Source organism: Alicyclobacillus acidocaldarius subsp. acidocaldarius Tc-4-1 (assembly GCF_000219875.1).
Lineage (GTDB): Bacteria > Bacillota > Bacilli > Alicyclobacillales > Alicyclobacillaceae > Alicyclobacillus > Alicyclobacillus acidocaldarius_A.
Genome location: NC_017167.1, coordinates 1,614,197 through 1,629,668, shown reverse-complemented (window position 1 = coordinate 1,629,668; position 15,472 = coordinate 1,614,197). Strand labels below are relative to the sequence as shown.

Annotated in this window: 18 protein-coding genes; 13 read left to right on the top strand and 5 right to left on the bottom strand. The window is 61.9% G+C overall.

What is annotated here, in order from left to right; translation table 11 throughout:
* Positions 1–717: 717 nt before the first annotated feature.
* The 7 genes from TC41_RS07745 to spo0A all read left to right on the top strand — a co-directional run bounded on the left by TC41_RS07745 (position 718) and on the right by spo0A (position 7,508).
* Positions 718–1,326, top strand: coding sequence for a hypothetical protein (locus TC41_RS07745; protein WP_041695761.1), 609 nt, complete (start codon positions 718–720; stop codon positions 1,324–1,326).
* Positions 1,323–2,162: a TlyA family RNA methyltransferase gene (locus TC41_RS07740; RefSeq protein WP_014464466.1), complete on the top strand. Its 840-nt coding sequence runs from the start codon at positions 1,323–1,325 to the stop codon at positions 2,160–2,162. Before TC41_RS07745 ends, TC41_RS07740 begins: the two co-directional genes overlap by 4 nt.
* The gene (locus TC41_RS07735) at positions 2,159–2,659 is read left to right on the top strand and encodes a hypothetical protein (protein WP_014464465.1); all 501 of its coding nucleotides are present in this window, start codon (positions 2,159–2,161) and stop codon (positions 2,657–2,659) included. Before TC41_RS07740 ends, TC41_RS07735 begins: the two co-directional genes overlap by 4 nt.
* Positions 2,660–2,674: 15 nt before the next feature.
* The gene (locus TC41_RS07730; RefSeq protein ID WP_041695189.1) at positions 2,675–3,523 is read left to right on the top strand and encodes an NAD(+)/NADH kinase; all 849 of its coding nucleotides are present in this window, start codon (positions 2,675–2,677) and stop codon (positions 3,521–3,523) included.
* A gap of 14 nt (positions 3,524–3,537) precedes the next feature.
* On the top strand, positions 3,538–5,211 hold the full coding sequence (gene recN / locus TC41_RS07725; RefSeq protein WP_014464463.1) for a DNA repair protein RecN: 1,674 nt from the start codon (positions 3,538–3,540) through the stop codon (positions 5,209–5,211).
* Positions 5,212–5,310: 99 nt separating this feature from the next.
* Positions 5,311–6,561 (top strand): SpoIVB peptidase, encoded by a 1,251-nt coding sequence (gene spoIVB, locus TC41_RS07720; protein ID WP_014464462.1) that lies wholly within the window; start codon positions 5,311–5,313, stop codon positions 6,559–6,561.
* Between the two features lie 158 nt (positions 6,562–6,719).
* On the top strand, positions 6,720–7,508 hold the full coding sequence (gene spo0A, locus TC41_RS07715) for a sporulation transcription factor Spo0A (protein ID WP_014464461.1): 789 nt from the start codon (positions 6,720–6,722) through the stop codon (positions 7,506–7,508).
* On the opposite strand, the gene TC41_RS07710 is transcribed toward spo0A, so the two are convergent.
* On the bottom strand, positions 7,505–7,867 hold the full coding sequence (locus TC41_RS07710; RefSeq protein WP_014464460.1) for a hypothetical protein: 363 nt from the start codon (positions 7,865–7,867) through the stop codon (positions 7,505–7,507). The genes spo0A and TC41_RS07710 overlap by 4 nt on opposite strands.
* A gap of 133 nt (positions 7,868–8,000) precedes the next feature.
* Here TC41_RS07710 and hemQ point away from each other — a divergent pair, with 133 nt between their 5' ends.
* Both hemQ and TC41_RS07700 read left to right on the top strand, forming a co-directional pair.
* Positions 8,001–8,753, top strand: a complete 753-nt coding sequence (gene hemQ / locus TC41_RS07705; RefSeq protein ID WP_014464459.1) for a hydrogen peroxide-dependent heme synthase — start codon at positions 8,001–8,003, stop codon at positions 8,751–8,753.
* Positions 8,754–8,771: 18 nt separating this feature from the next.
* On the top strand, positions 8,772–9,941 hold the full coding sequence (locus TC41_RS07700; protein WP_014464458.1) for a M20 family metallopeptidase: 1,170 nt from the start codon (positions 8,772–8,774) through the stop codon (positions 9,939–9,941).
* Between the two features lie 9 nt (positions 9,942–9,950).
* Here the strand turns inward: TC41_RS07700 and TC41_RS07695 are convergent, their stop codons facing one another.
* A complete protein-coding gene (locus TC41_RS07695) occupies positions 9,951–10,694 on the bottom strand; it encodes a M48 family metallopeptidase (RefSeq protein ID WP_014464457.1) in 744 nt (247 codons plus the stop codon).
* A 103-nt stretch (positions 10,695–10,797) separates the two neighbouring features.
* Here TC41_RS07695 and TC41_RS07690 point away from each other — a divergent pair, with 103 nt between their 5' ends.
* Positions 10,798–11,322 (top strand): hypothetical protein, encoded by a 525-nt coding sequence (locus TC41_RS07690; RefSeq protein ID WP_014464456.1) that lies wholly within the window; start codon positions 10,798–10,800, stop codon positions 11,320–11,322.
* A gap of 5 nt (positions 11,323–11,327) precedes the next feature.
* Here the strand turns inward: TC41_RS07690 and TC41_RS07685 are convergent, their stop codons facing one another.
* The 3 genes from TC41_RS07685 to moaD form a co-directional block, all read right to left on the bottom strand.
* Positions 11,328–11,831 carry a permease gene (locus TC41_RS07685; RefSeq protein WP_041695187.1) on the bottom strand — a complete coding sequence of 168 codons (504 nt, stop codon included), beginning with the start codon at positions 11,829–11,831 and terminating at the stop codon, positions 11,328–11,330.
* 15 nt (positions 11,832–11,846) lie between these two features.
* On the bottom strand, positions 11,847–13,181 hold the full coding sequence (locus TC41_RS07680; protein ID WP_014464454.1) for a glycosyl hydrolase family 18 protein: 1,335 nt from the start codon (positions 13,179–13,181) through the stop codon (positions 11,847–11,849).
* Between the two features lie 78 nt (positions 13,182–13,259).
* Entirely contained in the window at positions 13,260–13,928 is a 669-nt protein-coding gene (gene moaD / locus TC41_RS07675) for a molybdopterin converting factor subunit 1 (protein ID WP_014464453.1), read from the bottom strand.
* Between the two features lie 46 nt (positions 13,929–13,974).
* Between moaD and TC41_RS17140 the strand changes: the two genes are divergently transcribed.
* The 3 genes from TC41_RS17140 to lipA are packed head-to-tail and all read left to right on the top strand — an operon-like array spanning position 13,975 to position 15,469.
* Complete coding sequence (locus TC41_RS17140; protein ID WP_308727044.1) at positions 13,975–14,145, top strand: hypothetical protein; 171 nt, start codon at positions 13,975–13,977, stop codon at positions 14,143–14,145.
* Positions 14,088–14,492, top strand: a complete 405-nt coding sequence (gene moaC, locus TC41_RS07670; RefSeq protein WP_308727043.1) for a cyclic pyranopterin monophosphate synthase MoaC — start codon at positions 14,088–14,090, stop codon at positions 14,490–14,492. Before TC41_RS17140 ends, moaC begins: the two co-directional genes overlap by 58 nt.
* 50 nt (positions 14,493–14,542) lie before the next feature.
* Complete coding sequence (gene lipA / locus TC41_RS07665; RefSeq protein ID WP_014464451.1) at positions 14,543–15,469, top strand: lipoyl synthase; 927 nt, start codon at positions 14,543–14,545, stop codon at positions 15,467–15,469.
* The last annotated feature ends 3 nt before the right edge of the window (positions 15,470–15,472 follow it).

Below are 15,472 nucleotides of genomic sequence, written 5' to 3'. Positions count from 1 at the left end.
CCCTCTGCGGAGGCCGCGGGGTGTGTGGTATAATGACAACGGATGGAGTCCGACGAAACGTCCCTTCGGGTGGCGCAGTATTCTAGTCAACCGTCCGCGCCTGAAGACGGGGCTAAAAATCCGTCAAAGGGCACATCGATGAAGTTCCTGGTGTGGGCTTGGGGCGCCCAGCCCTGGGCTCATGCTGGGAGTTAAGAAGGTTGGGCAGCCCGCAATGGCATGCGGGACGCGACCCAGCCTTCGCGGAGGCCCAAGTTCGTAGCCAGAACGTTGGTTTTTGCTATGGCTTGGGGGATGAACCTGCATGCGGAGGCAATCTGTGTGCAGCGTAGCCTGCCTTGAGTGGTACTGAAGGATCCCAGGAATTCAGGTGGTCGGCCGCGGCCACGGCGCGACCACCGGTGCTGGGTGAAATCCGTACTGCAAAAGAGGCTAGGGCGCGGGAGCGGTTGTCGCGGAAAACGCCTAGACTGTTCGCCACGAGGCGAGGCTCCCTGAGGATTATAGTGTGGACTAAGTGGTAATCCAGTCTGGCTGTCGGCGACGCGGCCAAGGCGCTCTGAAAGGGAAACCGCCGGGACGGCGACGTCTCGGTGAGCGCCTGGGAAAACCTACTGGACCTAAGCCACAGCGTTTACTCAGGGAGTTGCCACCCGGGCATCGATACATACAGGAGTGGCGCCGCCGCAGTCCTGCGGCGGCGCCGAGGGAGCGCGCGTGAGAAAGACGACTTCGAAAACTGCAAATTACGCCTTTGCGCTGACCATTGCCGCACTGACCTTGCCCATCAGTGCGGTTTTCGATACCTCGACGATTTTTCTCAATGCGGCGCGCTGGTACGTGGGTGCGTCCATCGTCGTCGTGATCGTCCTGGTGGGTGCGCTGTTCGATATGCTCGGCATGGCGGCCGCGGCGGCGCGGGAGACCCCGTTTCACGCCATGGCGGCGGAGCGGGTGTTTGGCGCTCGCCGTGCCATTGTCATCGTGCGCAACGCGGAGAAGGTGTCGAGCGTGTGCAGCGACGTCATCGGCGACATCGCCGGTGTCCTGAGTGGCGCCGGCGCGCTGGCGGTGAGCGTGCAGGTCATCCAGGCAATTCAGGCGCACGGATGGGCCACGGAGGCGCTTCGCATTGGCATCACCGCGGTCATCACCGCGCTCACCGTGGGAGGCAAGGCCATCGGAAAGACCATCGCCATTCACTCCCCGACGCCCATCATCCTGTTCGCCGCCCGCGTGTGGGAATCGTTCGCCATGCTCTTCGGCCGGCGAGATCCGTCGCGTAGGCGGAGACCTCGGCGCCGGGATCGGGGGCGGGATCGATGAACAAGACGAGGCTGGATCTCCTGTTGGTGGCGAGGGGGCTGTATGCGAGCCGCGAAGCTGCGAGGCGAGCCATCATGGCTGGGCTCGTGCGCGTGGACGGCGTGCGCGCCGACAAGCCGGGCTTCAAGGTCGCGGACAGCGCGCACGTCGAGGTGGAGCGGCCCAACCGAGAATACGCGTCGCGCGGTGGGTTGAAACTGGAGCGCGCGCTCGATACGTTCGGCATCGAGGTGAATGGTCGCATCGCCATCGACGTCGGTGCGTCGACGGGCGGGTTCACCGACTGCCTGTTGCAGCGGGGTGCCCGGTTGGTCTACGCGGTCGACGTAGGCTACGGTCAGCTGGCGTGGCGGCTGCGCCAGGACGAACGAGTGCGCGTGATGGAGCGCACCAACTTTCGCTACGTCGACGCGGCACAATTCGACCCTCGTCCGGATCTGGCCGTGATGGACGTGTCCTTCATTTCCATTCGCCTGTTGTTCCCCAAGTTGTCCGAGGTATGCCTCCCTGACGCCGACATCGTTTCGCTGATCAAGCCCCAGTTCGAAGCCGGGCGGGAACGGGTCGGCAAAGGCGGCATCGTGCGCGATCCGGAGGTTCATCGGGCCGTGCTCCTGGACATCCTGAAGAGTATCGAATCTAGGGGTTGGTGTTGCCGAGGGCTCACGTATTCACCCATCACGGGCGGAGATGGCAACCTCGAGTTTCTCGGCTGGTTCCGCATGCACCCGGATCCGGACGAGACCAGGCGGTGGATGACGGAGAGCCATCGGGTTGTCGAGGCCGCATGGGCCCGCCTGAAGAGCGGCACCGACTCGAACGGGGGCACGGCATGATTTCCTCACTTGCGCTGGTATGCGCCCTGGCGGCGATGGCGCTTTGGCTGAGATCGCTCGCGGCGTCGCTTTGGCGTCGGGACGAAGAGACTCCCGTGGAAGGTCTCAAGACCATGGGGCGGCGATGGCTTGAGGCGAATGGCTACGAGCTTCTCAAGGGGAGCGAAGGTGTCACCCACGTGACCCGAATGACGTCCGGCCAATGGTCCGGATCTCTTCGCCCGGACTTCATTGCGCGCAAAGAAGGGCGGGAGTATGCTGTTTTTGTTCGCACGGAGCCGGTCTCCGAACAGGAGTTGCATGAGCGGTATGCGTTGGTCGCCTTGCTGCATGGAGCGAGCGGCGTGATCGTCATCGATGTGATGCAGGAGTCCGTCCAGACCGCGGTGTACGAGTGGAATCGCCCGCGCCACGTCCGGCGCAAAGAAGCGGTTCATCGCGTCCTTTGGGCGCTTGGTGGCGCGCTCGTGGCGCTCATCGCGTGGAAGCACGGCTGAGGATGGGGGAGGACGTTGCGCCAAATAGGCCTGTTGTACAATGTGCACAAGGAGGCAGCGTGTTCGGTTCGGACCGACATTTGTCGACAGTTGGAACGAACGGGGATTCGTGTGGTTGATGTGCCCATCGATCACGACACCGCGATTGTCGAGACGCACCCAGAGCTGAAATCGTGTGAGCTCGTCATCGTGCTCGGTGGAGACGGCACGTTGCTCGGCGTGGCCCGCCAGTTGTCGCCTTTTCATGTCCCGATGTTTGGTGTAAACATCGGCCACCTCGGGTTTTTGACGGAGTCGGAACCTTCGCAACTGGAGATCGCGCTCGAGCGGATCGTGGCGGGCGAATACAACCTCGAGACTCGCCTGATGCTCGAGGCGTTCGTATATCGGGATCTCCAGGAAATTGCGCGCTTCACGGCGCTCAACGACGTCGGGGTGGGCAAGGGCTCATTTGCGCGCATGGTGACGCTCGACGTGCACGTGGACGACGTGTACGTCGACACGTACACGGGCGACGGCATGATCGTCGCGACGCCCACCGGATCCACTGCGTACTCGCTGTCCTGCGGCGGTCCCATCGTAAGTCCGCATCTGCAGGTGATGGTTCTGACACCCGTATGTCCGCACACGCTGTTTTCGAGGCCGTGCGTGATCGACGCGTCCTCATGGGTGCGGCTCTCCGTGCACGCGCGGCACGGCGATGTGGAGCTTGCAGTCGACGGACAGGAGGGCATGCGGCTTCTTGCTGGAGACGAGGTACTGGTTCGGAAGGCTCCATTCCAAGCGACGCTCGTGAGATTGCCGGACCGCGAGTTTTTTGGCGTACTGCGAAGCAAGCTTCACGGAGATCCATCCTCGACCTGAGGGGGCGCGAGGACATGCTGCAGGAGTTGTACGTGCGCCACTTCGTGCTGATTGACGAATTGCGGCTTCAACTCGATCGCGGCCTGCACGTTCTAACGGGTGAGACAGGGGCGGGTAAGTCGCTCGTCCTGGACGCCACCCGCGCCATCTTGGGCGGGCGGGTTCCGAGCCCCATTCCGCCGGACGGCTCGCCGGCTGTGGTTGAAGCGGTATTCGACATCCAGGCGAACGAGGCGGCGGAGCGGCTCCTTTCGTCGTGGGGTATCGATCACAGCGGCGAGATCGTGGTCTCCCGGACATTTCATTCGAGCGGTCGGGCACAAAACCGTGTCAACGGCCGATCCGTCACGGTGCAGATGCTCCGCGAGCTAGGGGATACGTTAGTTGAACTCCAAGATCAGCACGAATCCATCGCCCTCATGACGCCGTCGTATCAGCGCCGCCTGCTCGATCTCTATGGTCAGCACGAAGAGCTCGCAGCCTCTTGCGCCGAAGCCTATCGCGCGTGGCAGGACGCGTTGCGTCAGTGGCGCCAGGCTCAGGTGTCGGAGCGGGAGCGCGCGCAGCAGATGGATCTGTATGCGCTCCAGGTTCGTGAACTCGAGGAAGCCCGGCTTCGCCCCGGTGAAGAGGACGCATTGCGCGCCGAGCGGGACCGCCTGAAGCGCGCGCATCAGATCGCTGAGTTGTTGACGCAGATGGCCGCGTTGCTCGACGACGGGAAGACCGGGGCCATTGCGAGGCTTCAAGAAGCGGAACGCATGGCCGCGGCGCTGGCCTCGTCGAGCGATCGGGCGGAGGAGATCGCGAAGTTGCTCGAGACGGCTCGCGTTCACGCGGAGGAGGCGTCGTTTACCCTTCACCGGTTCTTGTCTCGCGCGGCGCACGATCCCGCCCGCCTCGACGAAATTGAGGAGCGTCTGGCGCTCATCCGTAGGCTGTCGCGCAAATACGGCGCGACCACTGAGGAGATGCTCGCCCACTTGGAACGCGCGCGAGCCCAACTCGACGCTTGGTCGAAACACGAAGAGCGCATCGCGGAACTTGAGGCCGAGGTGGAGCGTCGTGAAGCCGCGTACCGCGACATCGCGGAGCGCCTTCACAAGGCGAGGGTTCGCGCGGCGAGGTCGCTCGGAGCCGCGATTTCCAGTTCGCTCGCTCGGCTTTCCATGGCGCATGCGGAATGCGAGATCGAAGTGCGTCCGCGCGTTGACGCGCCGACCGAACATGGCTGGGACGAGATTCGTTTTCTGTTTCGCGCAAATCCGGGACAACCTCTGATGACGTTACAGAAAGTTGCATCTGGTGGCGAGCTTTCGCGCATGCTACTCGCAGTCAAGGTCGTAATCGCCAACCTCGAACGCACGGACACGTTGATCTTCGACGAGATCGATCAGGGCGTGAGCGGAGAAGCGGCGCTGCGCGTGGCGGAGATGCTGCGCGAACTCGGGCGGGAGAAACAGGTGCTGTGTGTCACCCATTCTCCGCAGGTAGCCGCCGCGGGATACGTGCACTATCTTGTCGCCAAAGCATCGGACGCCGAGCGCGCCATCTCCCGTGTGACGCGATTGGACGACGGTGGTCGCATCGAGGAGATCGCCAGGCTTCTCGGTTCGGATTTGTCGGATGCGACCGCCCGGATGCACGCGCGCGCGCTTTTGGAAAGCTTCCGAAGCCAGTCCACGTGACGGCGGTTCGGGGAGCTTTTTGCGGTCATACGACCACCCGCCGGGGGCACCTTAGATGCACGCAAGACGAGGTGTTACTCACGGGAAGGGGGATGCACCATGGCGGGTTGGCTGCGCGCGCTCAAAGTCGCCGTCCTCGTGGCTGCCACAGCGCTTCTCTGGATTCCGCCGGTTCGCCAGCTGGTGGAACTGCCCACATCAGTCGAAATGTCCACGGACGACGAGATAGCCCTCCGGTCGTTTCATCCCTTCTCCATGCACGCGTGGGTCCGGCCGGTCGATCCACCGGGAGCCGTCACAGTGACCGCGGATGCGGGAGATTTCGACGTGACGGATCGCATCTTCGGCTTCATTCCATGGCGCACACGGGTTCATGTCGAGCCTGCCGAACGGGTCATCGTGGGAGGACAGGCGGTGGGCATCCGCTTGCTTTCCGAGGGGCCCATGGTGATTGGGTACCGGCGGGCGACGCAAGGGATTAGCCTCGCCGAGGCGCATCACATCGAGGTGGGCGATGTCATTCTTTCGGTCGACGGGGTGCCCGTGCACACGGCAAAGGACCTGCAGGCGGCACTTCGGGACAAGCGCGCGCCATTTCGCCTACTTGTAGCGAGGGGCGACAAGCTGCGTGAAATTGAGATCCGGGACGTGCACGGTGTGCCAGAACTCGGAGTGTATGTGCGCGACAAGGCCGTCGGCGTGGGGACCCTGACCTTTTACGATCCGGCCACCGGCCGGTTTGCAGCGTTGGGGCACCTTGTCACCGACGCGGACACGGGTCAGCCGATTCAAGGGCACGGCTCGGTGTATCCAGCCGCCATCTTGGGCATTCAGGCCGGCAAAGCCGGGCAACCCGGCGAGAAAAAGGGCGTGTTCCGCGGGGTGAACCGGGAGGTCGGCGAGATCGACGAAAACACGCCGTACGGCGTGTTCGGGCGCATGGACGCCGCCTTCGCGACGCGCACGTCTCCACTGCCTGGGCCCATTCCTGTGGCACTGCCGGGACAAGTGCACCCAGGGCCGGCCGTTCTTTACACGGTGCTCCACGGCGAGAAGATCGAGGCGTTTCAGGTGGTCATCGAGCATACGGCTCGACAAATGAGTCCGTCGACCAAGAGCATGATCATCCGCGTCGTCGATCCAAGGCTTCTTCAAGCCGCCGGCGGCATTGTCCAGGGCATGAGCGGGAGCCCCATCGTACAGGACGGGAGGCTGGTGGGCGCCGTCACGCACGTGTTCGTGTCCGATCCCGTCCGCGGTTATGGCGTGTACGCGTACTGGATGCTTCATCCCCATCAGCACGAACTCACCTTTGCGCCGACTGCTGCCGAGCGAGCGCAAGCGGCGTGACCAACAAGGGCCACCGAGGGCGTGGCCCTTGTCGCTTTTTGTCGAAAAAGGTGACATAAAGGCGAAATTTTTTACATAGTTTTGACAGGAGTCTCGGGCTTCACGTCNAATTGGTATGTCCGGAGGATTGCAGAGGGGGTATGGCCGTGTCAACACGCATGAAGATCTTGTTAGCCGATGATCACCATGAATTCGCAGAGTTGTTGAGCGAATTCATTTCCGGACAGCCGGATATGGAGGTCTGCGGGATCGCGCACAACGGCACGGAGGTGCTCCATCTGGTGCGCGAAACGGGGCCGGATGTCTTAATTCTCGACATCATCATGCCCGTGTTGGACGGGCTTGGGGCTCTGGAGCGCCTTTCGGAAGTCACGGATCATCCGCCGAAGGTCATTATGCTCACCGCATTTGGTCAGGAGAGCGTCACCCGGCGCGCCGCGGAGCTCGGGGTGTCGTACTTTATCCTGAAGCCGTTCGACATGCCGGTGCTGGCCGAGCGCATTCGCCAGGTGATGTTCGAGGCGCCCGCGCCGGTGGCCGCGACATCTCAGGTCGTTGCGACGTCCATGTCCGCGCCGTCACCTTCCTCGCGTCGCTCCATTGACGCGCAGATCACACAAATCATCCACGAGATCGGCGTACCGGCGCATATCAAGGGGTACCACTACCTGCGCGAGGCGATAGGCCTCGTGTATGAGGACGTCGAGATCCTCGGTTCCATCACGAAGGTGTTGTATCCCAAGATTGCGCAGCGATTCAAGACGACGCCTTCGCGCGTCGAGCGCGCGATTCGCCACTCCATCGAGGTCGCGTGGGGCCGCGGCAATATGGAGGCCATTCGCCGCGTGTTTGGGTACACGGTTTCGGCCGCCAAGACCAAACCCACGAATTCGGAATTCATTGCGATGATTGCGGATCGGCTTCGGATGGAACACCGCGTCGGTTAGACCAAGTCGGCAGGCCGCGAACGCCTGTTGCCTCTCTTTGCGCCTGTCACGGCCAATACACCGAGAAGGGCGCAGGCTCCGCTCCAGAGCCAGGCCATGTCGTCCTGATAATACCAAGCGAGCGATGCCGTCCAAAGCGCATTGGCGAACTGCAGAACTGCGGCGCCCGACAATCTCCAGACGGCGATGCATCCTGCCAGGATCCAGGCCAAAGCCGCGGTCAATTCCGCTGCACCGGCAGCTTCGAGCTGGGGAATGTCCGCGGCGGCACCGGCCCGCGCGAGCGCCAAACAGGACCAGATGCCGTAACCGCCGAGCATCCAAGACGTGGATGCCATCCATCCTTTCCACTTGCGCATCGGCTCACCCCTTGGCTCAGCAGGTCTTTAGAACATCGTATGCGCGACGCGAGACCTGCATGTCCGCCGCGGTCGAGATTTTTGGCCGCTCATGGCCGTTGTGGTAATGTTACGGCAGAGGGAGGGTGACACGATGCCGGCACCGCACACGCTGGAGGGATGGTACGTGCTCCACGACTTCCGCGTCATCCGGCGCGAGGCGTGGAAGAAGACGGATCCGCACACGGCCGCCGCCGTGTTGCGCGACTTCGGCGCGTTTGTCCAAGGTGAGCTCGAGGCACAGCGCGCGCGTTTGGGGCAGCTTTGGGCAGTTCGTCATTGCGGGCACAAAAGCGGATCTGCTGTTTTGTACATGCGGCCCACCATCGGCGAGTTAAACGATGTCAAAGCGAGGTTTGAGGCGACGCGCTTGGCAAATTTCACGGACCGAGCGTATTCCTATGTGTCGGTGGTCGAGCTCGGCGGATACCTCGCCAAGCCGGGCGTCGACGTCGAGCAAGACGAAGCGCTCCAGTTGAGATTGAAACCTCCCGTGCCCGAAATGCGGTACGTGTGCTTTTACCCGATGAACAAGCGCCGCACGCATCCCGACAATTGGTACATGCTCGATGAAGGCGAACGCAGGAAGCATCTGATGGCACATGGGCAAATTGGCCGTCAGTTTGCCGGAAAGGTCAAACAGATCATCTCTGGTTCCGTTGGCCTGGATGACTGGGAATGGGGTGTGACACTCTACGCGGACGATCCGATCCATTTCAAGAAGCTGATCTACGAGATGCGGTTCGACGAGTCGAGCGCTCGTTTCGCTGAATTCGGACCGTTTTACATTGGTGAACAAGTCGACGTGGAAGGCTTGACCACGTGGATGATGACCCTCCACGGCTAAGAGAGGAGAGGACCGGAGATGGTGGATCTCGCCCGCGAAGTGGAGGCCATTCGCGGCGATCTCGTCGCGTGGCGCCGACATTTGCACGAACATCCGGAACTCAGTTTTCAAGAGCGGGAGACAGCGGCGTTCATCGAGCAAGAGCTGACGAAGATGGGGGCGTTCGAGATCAGCCGACCCACCGAGACAAGTGTCGTGGCTCGATTGGTCACCGGCCGCCCAGGCCGTGTCCTCGCGCTACGCGCGGACATCGACGCGCTTCCCATCGAGGAAGACACCGGGCTTCCCTTTGCATCGAAGAATCCGGGTGTGATGCACGCGTGCGGTCACGACGGACACACTGCCATGTTGCTCGGCGCATGCAAGGTGCTCGCCGCACACCGCGACCAACTGCGCGGCGAGATCCGGTTCATTTTTCAACACGCGGAGGAATTGACGCCGGGTGGCGCTCAGGAGTTAGTGGATGCCGGTGTGTTGAACGGCGTCGACGCCGTGATCGGTCAGCATCTTTGGCAAGGTATGGAGAGCTGCCGCATTGGCGTGCGCGCAGGTGAGCTCATGGCTGCGCCGGATACGTTTCACATCCGCATTATCGGGCAAGGTGGACACGCGGCGCAGCCTCATCTCACGGTGGACCCTATCGCCATCGGTGCCCAAATCGTCGTGAGTCTCCAGCAGCTCGCCAGCCGGCGGGTGGACCCGTTTGAGCCGTTTGTGCTGAGCGTGACCAAGTTCGTCGGCGGGACCGCGGACAACGTCATTCCGAACGAAGTAGAGCTCTGCGGTACGGTGCGGACGTTCCGCGAAGAACGCCGCACCTGGGCCGCACAAGCGATGGAGGCCTTGATCAAGGGCATCGCGGAAGCGCAGGGCGCGTCGTACGAGTTTCGTTACGAGCGGGGCTACCGACCGGTGGTAAACGATCCAGAACTCACGGCCTTTGTACGAGCCACCCTCGAGGAGGAGTTCGGCGATCTCGTCACGGACGCCGAGCCGACGATGGGCGGCGAAGATTTCTCGGCGTATCAAACGGTGGTACCCGGTACGTTTTTCTTCACGGGCATTCGCCGCTCCGACCGAGACGCGTATCCGCACCATCATCCACGCTTTGATATCGACGAAAACGCCCTTGTCGTCGGATGCCGCGCGCTTGTCGCACTCGCAACCAAGTATCTCGGGCAGGCGTGAAGCGTGGGGCTACGGTTTCGCCTCCGGATCCAATCGGAACAATTCGGAACCGTGCAGGCGCAGCCACGTTCGCTGCGCCTGCCAGTTTGGCATAAAGCGCTCTACGAGTTTCCAAAACTCCGGGCCATGGTTCATGTGGGCCAGGTGTGCAAGTTCGTGGATAACCACGTAGTCTACTACGGCTTCAGGCGCCTGGATGAGTCGCCAGTTCAAGTAGATGTGCCCCTTGCTCGTGCAACTCCCCCAACGGCTCCGCTGCGCCTTGACCCCAATGCGCGAAGGTCGAAGCGCCATGTTCTCCGCCCACATCATCGCTCGCCTCGGCAGATGCTTTAGGGCCAGTTCGCGGAGCATCGCATACACTTGCGCGTGTACGTCGTCCGCGTACTCAGCCACCCACACGATGTGGGTGGCGTGATCGATGTCGCAGCCCGTCTTTGCCCACGTGCGGATCACGTAGGGCTGCCCGAGGATTCGGATCTCGTCGCCCACCTTGAGCTGTGGCATCGCGGTGAAGGTCTTGGCCTGAGTCTCTCGCAGCCAAGATACGTTCTGCCGGATGACCTTCTCCACGAGATTCCATGGAGCCCAACGTGGAGCGCTGACGGAAAATCCGCGTTCATCGGCGCGGAGCACAATCCGCTTCTGCCTCGGCCGTCCCGCTCGAACGCGGATGAGGAAAGCTTCCTGGTCGACTTGGAGTTCATATGCGGCGATTTGACCCCTATGGTTGCGAACGATTTTCAGATCCATGGCTCCACTTTATCGCAATAAGCTCGGGCGGGCGAGCGCATACCCGAGGCGCAGTGGGCCTAAACTATCCTCATCAGCCTGCAGTCCTCGGAGGGAGTCTCGCATGCCATCTCGTCGCGCGTTGTCCGCGGTCTCACTTCTCGCAGTCCTTTCGCTGACAGGCGCCGTCGCCGGGTGTGGGCGCGAATTTGAGGTGCATCCTTCGGCGCTCGTGGGTCAGTCGCTTCCGCCTTCTATCGCCGACGCGCCTACGACCGTCGAGCTGGCGCATTATCAAATGCGAAACCCACACTTCGAAGTCTTGAGCCACGGGTCCACCCTGAACATCTGGTCGGACGATCACGGCTGGAACGGTCACCGGGTGGATCTGTACTACGCTCCCGCCGCCATCGTCACGGCGTATCACGGCGACTACACGCTCAAGTCGAACGCGCATCTCCAGCGCATCGCGTCCGTGCCCATCCGGAAAAACCAGACGTGGTTTGCGGCGTGGAACGTTGGGTCGTATAGGCTTCCCGATGGATTCTACCTGCTCGCGAAAACCGATGTTGGCCAAGCCACGATCGAAAAGGTCGTGTGGCAACAGGGTCACTACGTCGAAGGTGGCGTGGATTCCCCTGTTCAGTGACGCGGTCATTGGAAATGACTCCAGGCCTTCCATAGCCATTCGAAGAGCACGCCGCCCGCCACCGAGATGAGGAGTGAGATGACAAACCGGGCCAGCGTAAACGGTATACCAAAGAAGGGGAACTCGGCGGGGAGGCGCGCGAGGGAGGTCAGTTGCCACGATGTGGTAAACGCTACGACTGCGCCTGGCGAGGCGTCGGCAGCGAGCAGGCTCACGGCAAGAGGATACACCGCAAAGCGGGATCCGGTTCCGAGCATCCCCAGCGCGGCACCGAACACAATCCCCACGATTCCCGCTTCACGCCCCAGCCATCGTGCCACCAGTTCGGGTTCGAGCCACTGGCTGACGAGCCCGGCGAGAAACATGGAGACGATGATCCACGGCAGCGACTGCGCAAGCATCCCGAGGGACGAGCGCGCCGCTTCTAGGGCGTCGGCCGGTTCCTGCATACACGCCAGTGCGTAACCGAATCCAGTCGCGACAGCGACCCAGACCAATGTCCGATCCACGTCATCATCCCCGTTTCAAGGTGAAGCGTTCAGGTGGAGTGCGTGCACGGTGGACGCCCAGGAGGTTGCGTCGGACCACGCCAGCGACCACACGGCAACGCCCGCCAGACCGTCGTCGCTTACGAGTTGAAGCCAGTCGTCGTACGTCTGAGACGTGGGATACCAGACCTCTGCGTAACCCGTCTTCGTAGGATATTGGGTAAACATCAGACCGAGGGAATCGTTCCACGTCCCAAGCGGCAGCCGGTATTCATTCAGAATGGATTGCACCGCTCCGGCGCTGACCGCATTGCTCTGAACGCTCCCGTCCGTGTTCACGTACCAGAACCGCGTGTAAAGCGGAATGCCAAGCACCAGCTTGTTGGCAGGCACCCCGGTGTCCAAGAGATCGTTGACACTGCGCTCGACCCACGGGAGGTCGGCCACAGGCCCTGGATCCGGGTCGGTGGCCCAGTGCTCGTCATACGCCATGAGCACCACCTGATCCACTTCGTCCGCGAGCGCGGCGTGAAAGAAGGCTTCGGAGTCGTCGAGTTGTACAATGTCCGGCGTGAGATCGAGCGACAGATCGATGCCAAGCGAGTGCAGTCGCGCGTGGAGCTTGCCTACAAAGTCTGTGAAGCGATTGCGGTCAGCTGCGGCCACGTTCTCAAAGTCGAGGTTGACGCCATTCAAGTGGTACGCACTCGCCTGGTAGGCGATTTCGTCAATCAGGTTGGTCACCGCGCGAGGATTGGCCAAAACTTCGTGCGTGAGGGTTGCTGAAAACTGATTGTCCACAAGCGCCCATACTTGAATGTGGCGCTCTTGCGCGTATTGCACAACCGTCGGCAGCGCGCTTCCGGACAGGTTTCCCGATGCGTCGGCGAGGTGAAACCAGGTTGGGCTGACGACGTTGACGCCGGGATTGTCCTGGATCCACCGGACGCAGGTCGTCGGATTCGTCGAAGGCAGCCAGCCGATGACGAGCGTGTGGCGGCTTTGGGCCATGGCCGCAATGGAGTTGAGCAGCGACGTCTGCAGTCCCCCGCCTGGGTCGCTCGGTGCGACCTGGGGGAGCATGTGACGAAGGATAGCGACTGGATTGACGAACAGCGACTGCAGGCGCTCGGCCACGGCGCGAAACGGGGTGGCCTTGCCATGTTCGTTGGCCGGAGGCCCGTCGTTTCCGAAGAGGGCGTTCACTTCGATGGAAGCAAGTGCTTGGACTTCCGATTCCGCCAAGCGGTCGGTGAAGGGTTGTCCAACCGCGGATGCCAGCGAGATCACAAAGCCAGCCGCAAGGAGGAAGAGCGCGGAAATAGCGGAAATCCGTTCGGCGATGAGGCGGGAAAGTTTGCTGCGGTTCACACGTAGCACGCTCCTCGTCCATTGAGCCTCTGGCTCATCTCTATGACGGGAGCGCAGCTATTATGTAAAGCTCATGCGCTACGGATTCGGCCGCCATTCGGCCGATCCGTCCGCGAAAAACTCCTTCTTCCAGATGGCCACCCGAGCTTTGAGTCGGTCGATGAGCGCCTGACAGGCCTCAAAGGCCGACTTGCGATGCGGGTGCGCCGCACCGCAGATGACCGCGACATCCTCTGGGTACAGCGTGCCGATTCGATGCCACACGAGCGCCTTGACGCCCGCAAAATCCCGCTCGATTTCGCTCACTAACTGCTCCAACTGGACCTGGACCATCGCCTCGTACGCCTCGTACTCGATGCGCTCCGTTTGCCGAGGGCCTGTCCACCCGCGTACGGTCCCGAGGAACAGCACGCAACCTCCGTGCCGGGCATCGGACAACAGCGCCTCCGCTTTCTTCACATCGAGGGGTTCTCGCGTGAGGCGCGCGTACGCATGCTCGCTTTCTCCACCGCCGACAGGCGGGATGAGCGCAATCTCGTCGGTCGGGCGGACGTGACGCGACGGATCGGCCAATTCCAAATTGACAGCGACCATCACGTGGTCGAGCGCATCGTGAAGCGCTGGATAGGCTTGCCTCAAGGCGCGCAGAACATCGGAGACTGTCGCATCGTCTGGCACGTCCAGCTCAAGTTTGTCTTGTCCGGCCAACTCCTTTACATTGGCGAATAGGCGAATGTCGACGCGCATGTAGGATTCACCCCAGTCAGTTCGAATCGAATAAGGAGCGATGGACGTGAATGCTCAGGACGTGTTTCACCACTTTTCGTCAGACGGCCGGCCGCATATGGTGGACGTCAGTGAAAACCCATCACGACCCGCGTGGCCGTGGCTGAAGCGCACATCCGCATGTCACGGGCGACGCGCGATGCTATTGTACATCACGCGGTTGCCAAAGGCGACGTGATGAAGGTAGCCGAGGTCGCCGGCATCATGGCGGCAAAGCGCACGAGTGATCTCATTCCGCTCTGCCATCCGGTGCCGCTGCATCATGTATCCGTCCGCATTGAGGAACATGCGCTTCAAGCGGAGGAGGCGGTATTTCGGGTGCGCGCAGAGGTTCGCACTGCTCACCAGACCGGCGTGGAGATGGAGGCGCTCACGGCCGCATCTGTCGCCGCGCTCACGGTGTACGACATGTGCAAGAAGGCGGATCGCGGCATGACCATCTCGGACGTGCGCCTGGTGTTCAAGGACGGCGGAGCGAGCGGTCGGTACGAGCGGAACGAGCACGGTGGTTCCGGCAGCGGTTGAGCGTTACAATAGATGTCGGCAAGTGACCTTGTGAACAGGGATGATGATCGATGGGGAAGCCAGAGGCCAGCGTTCGCGTGATCGACACGGGCACCACGACGGCTCGCCCGGAATGGCTCAAGATTCGCGCGAAAACGGGTGACAATTATAAGCAGCTCAAAGCCATCATGCGCACGCAGTCGCTCCACACCGTGTGCGAAGAGGCGCATTGCCCGAACCTGTTCGAATGCTGGGAAATGCGCACGGCCACGTTCATGATCCTCGGCGACATCTGCACGCGCGCCTGCCGGTTCTGCGCGGTGCACACCGGCCGTCCCAATGAGCTCGACTTGCGCGAACCGGAGCGCGTAGCGGATGCGGTGGTCGCAATGGGGCTGGAACACGTGGTCATCACCAGTGTGGCCCGCGACGATCTCGCCGATGGGGGAGCTTCTGTCTTTGCGGAGACGATTCGGGCGGTGCGGCGGAAAGTCCCGACCTGCAGCGTGGAGGTTCTCATCCCCGACTTCGACGGCAACTGGGACGCTCTCACGACCGTGCTCGACGCACATCCCGATGTGCTGAATCACAACATCGAGACCGTGCGCCGGTTGTCGGACTCGGTGCGCTCACGAGCGAAGTACGATCGGACGCTCGAGTTGCTCCGGCGTTCGAAGGAGATAGCGCCGGATATTCCCACGAAGTCGAGCATCATGGTGGGGCTTGGCGAGACGTTTGAGGAGATTTACGAGACGATGGACGATTTGCGTTCGGTCGACGTCGACATCCTGACCATCGGCCAGTATCTCCAGCCGACGGCCAAACACCTGCCGGTGGTGCGCTATTATACACCCACCGAATTCCTGCGCTTGCGCGGAGAAGGATTGAAGCGCGGCTTCAAGCATGTGGAGTCCGGGCCCATGGTTCGCAGTTCGTATCATGCGAAAGATCAGGTGCCTTGGCGCCAAGCAGAGAAGCCCGCTGAGAGTGGGGAGTGAGTT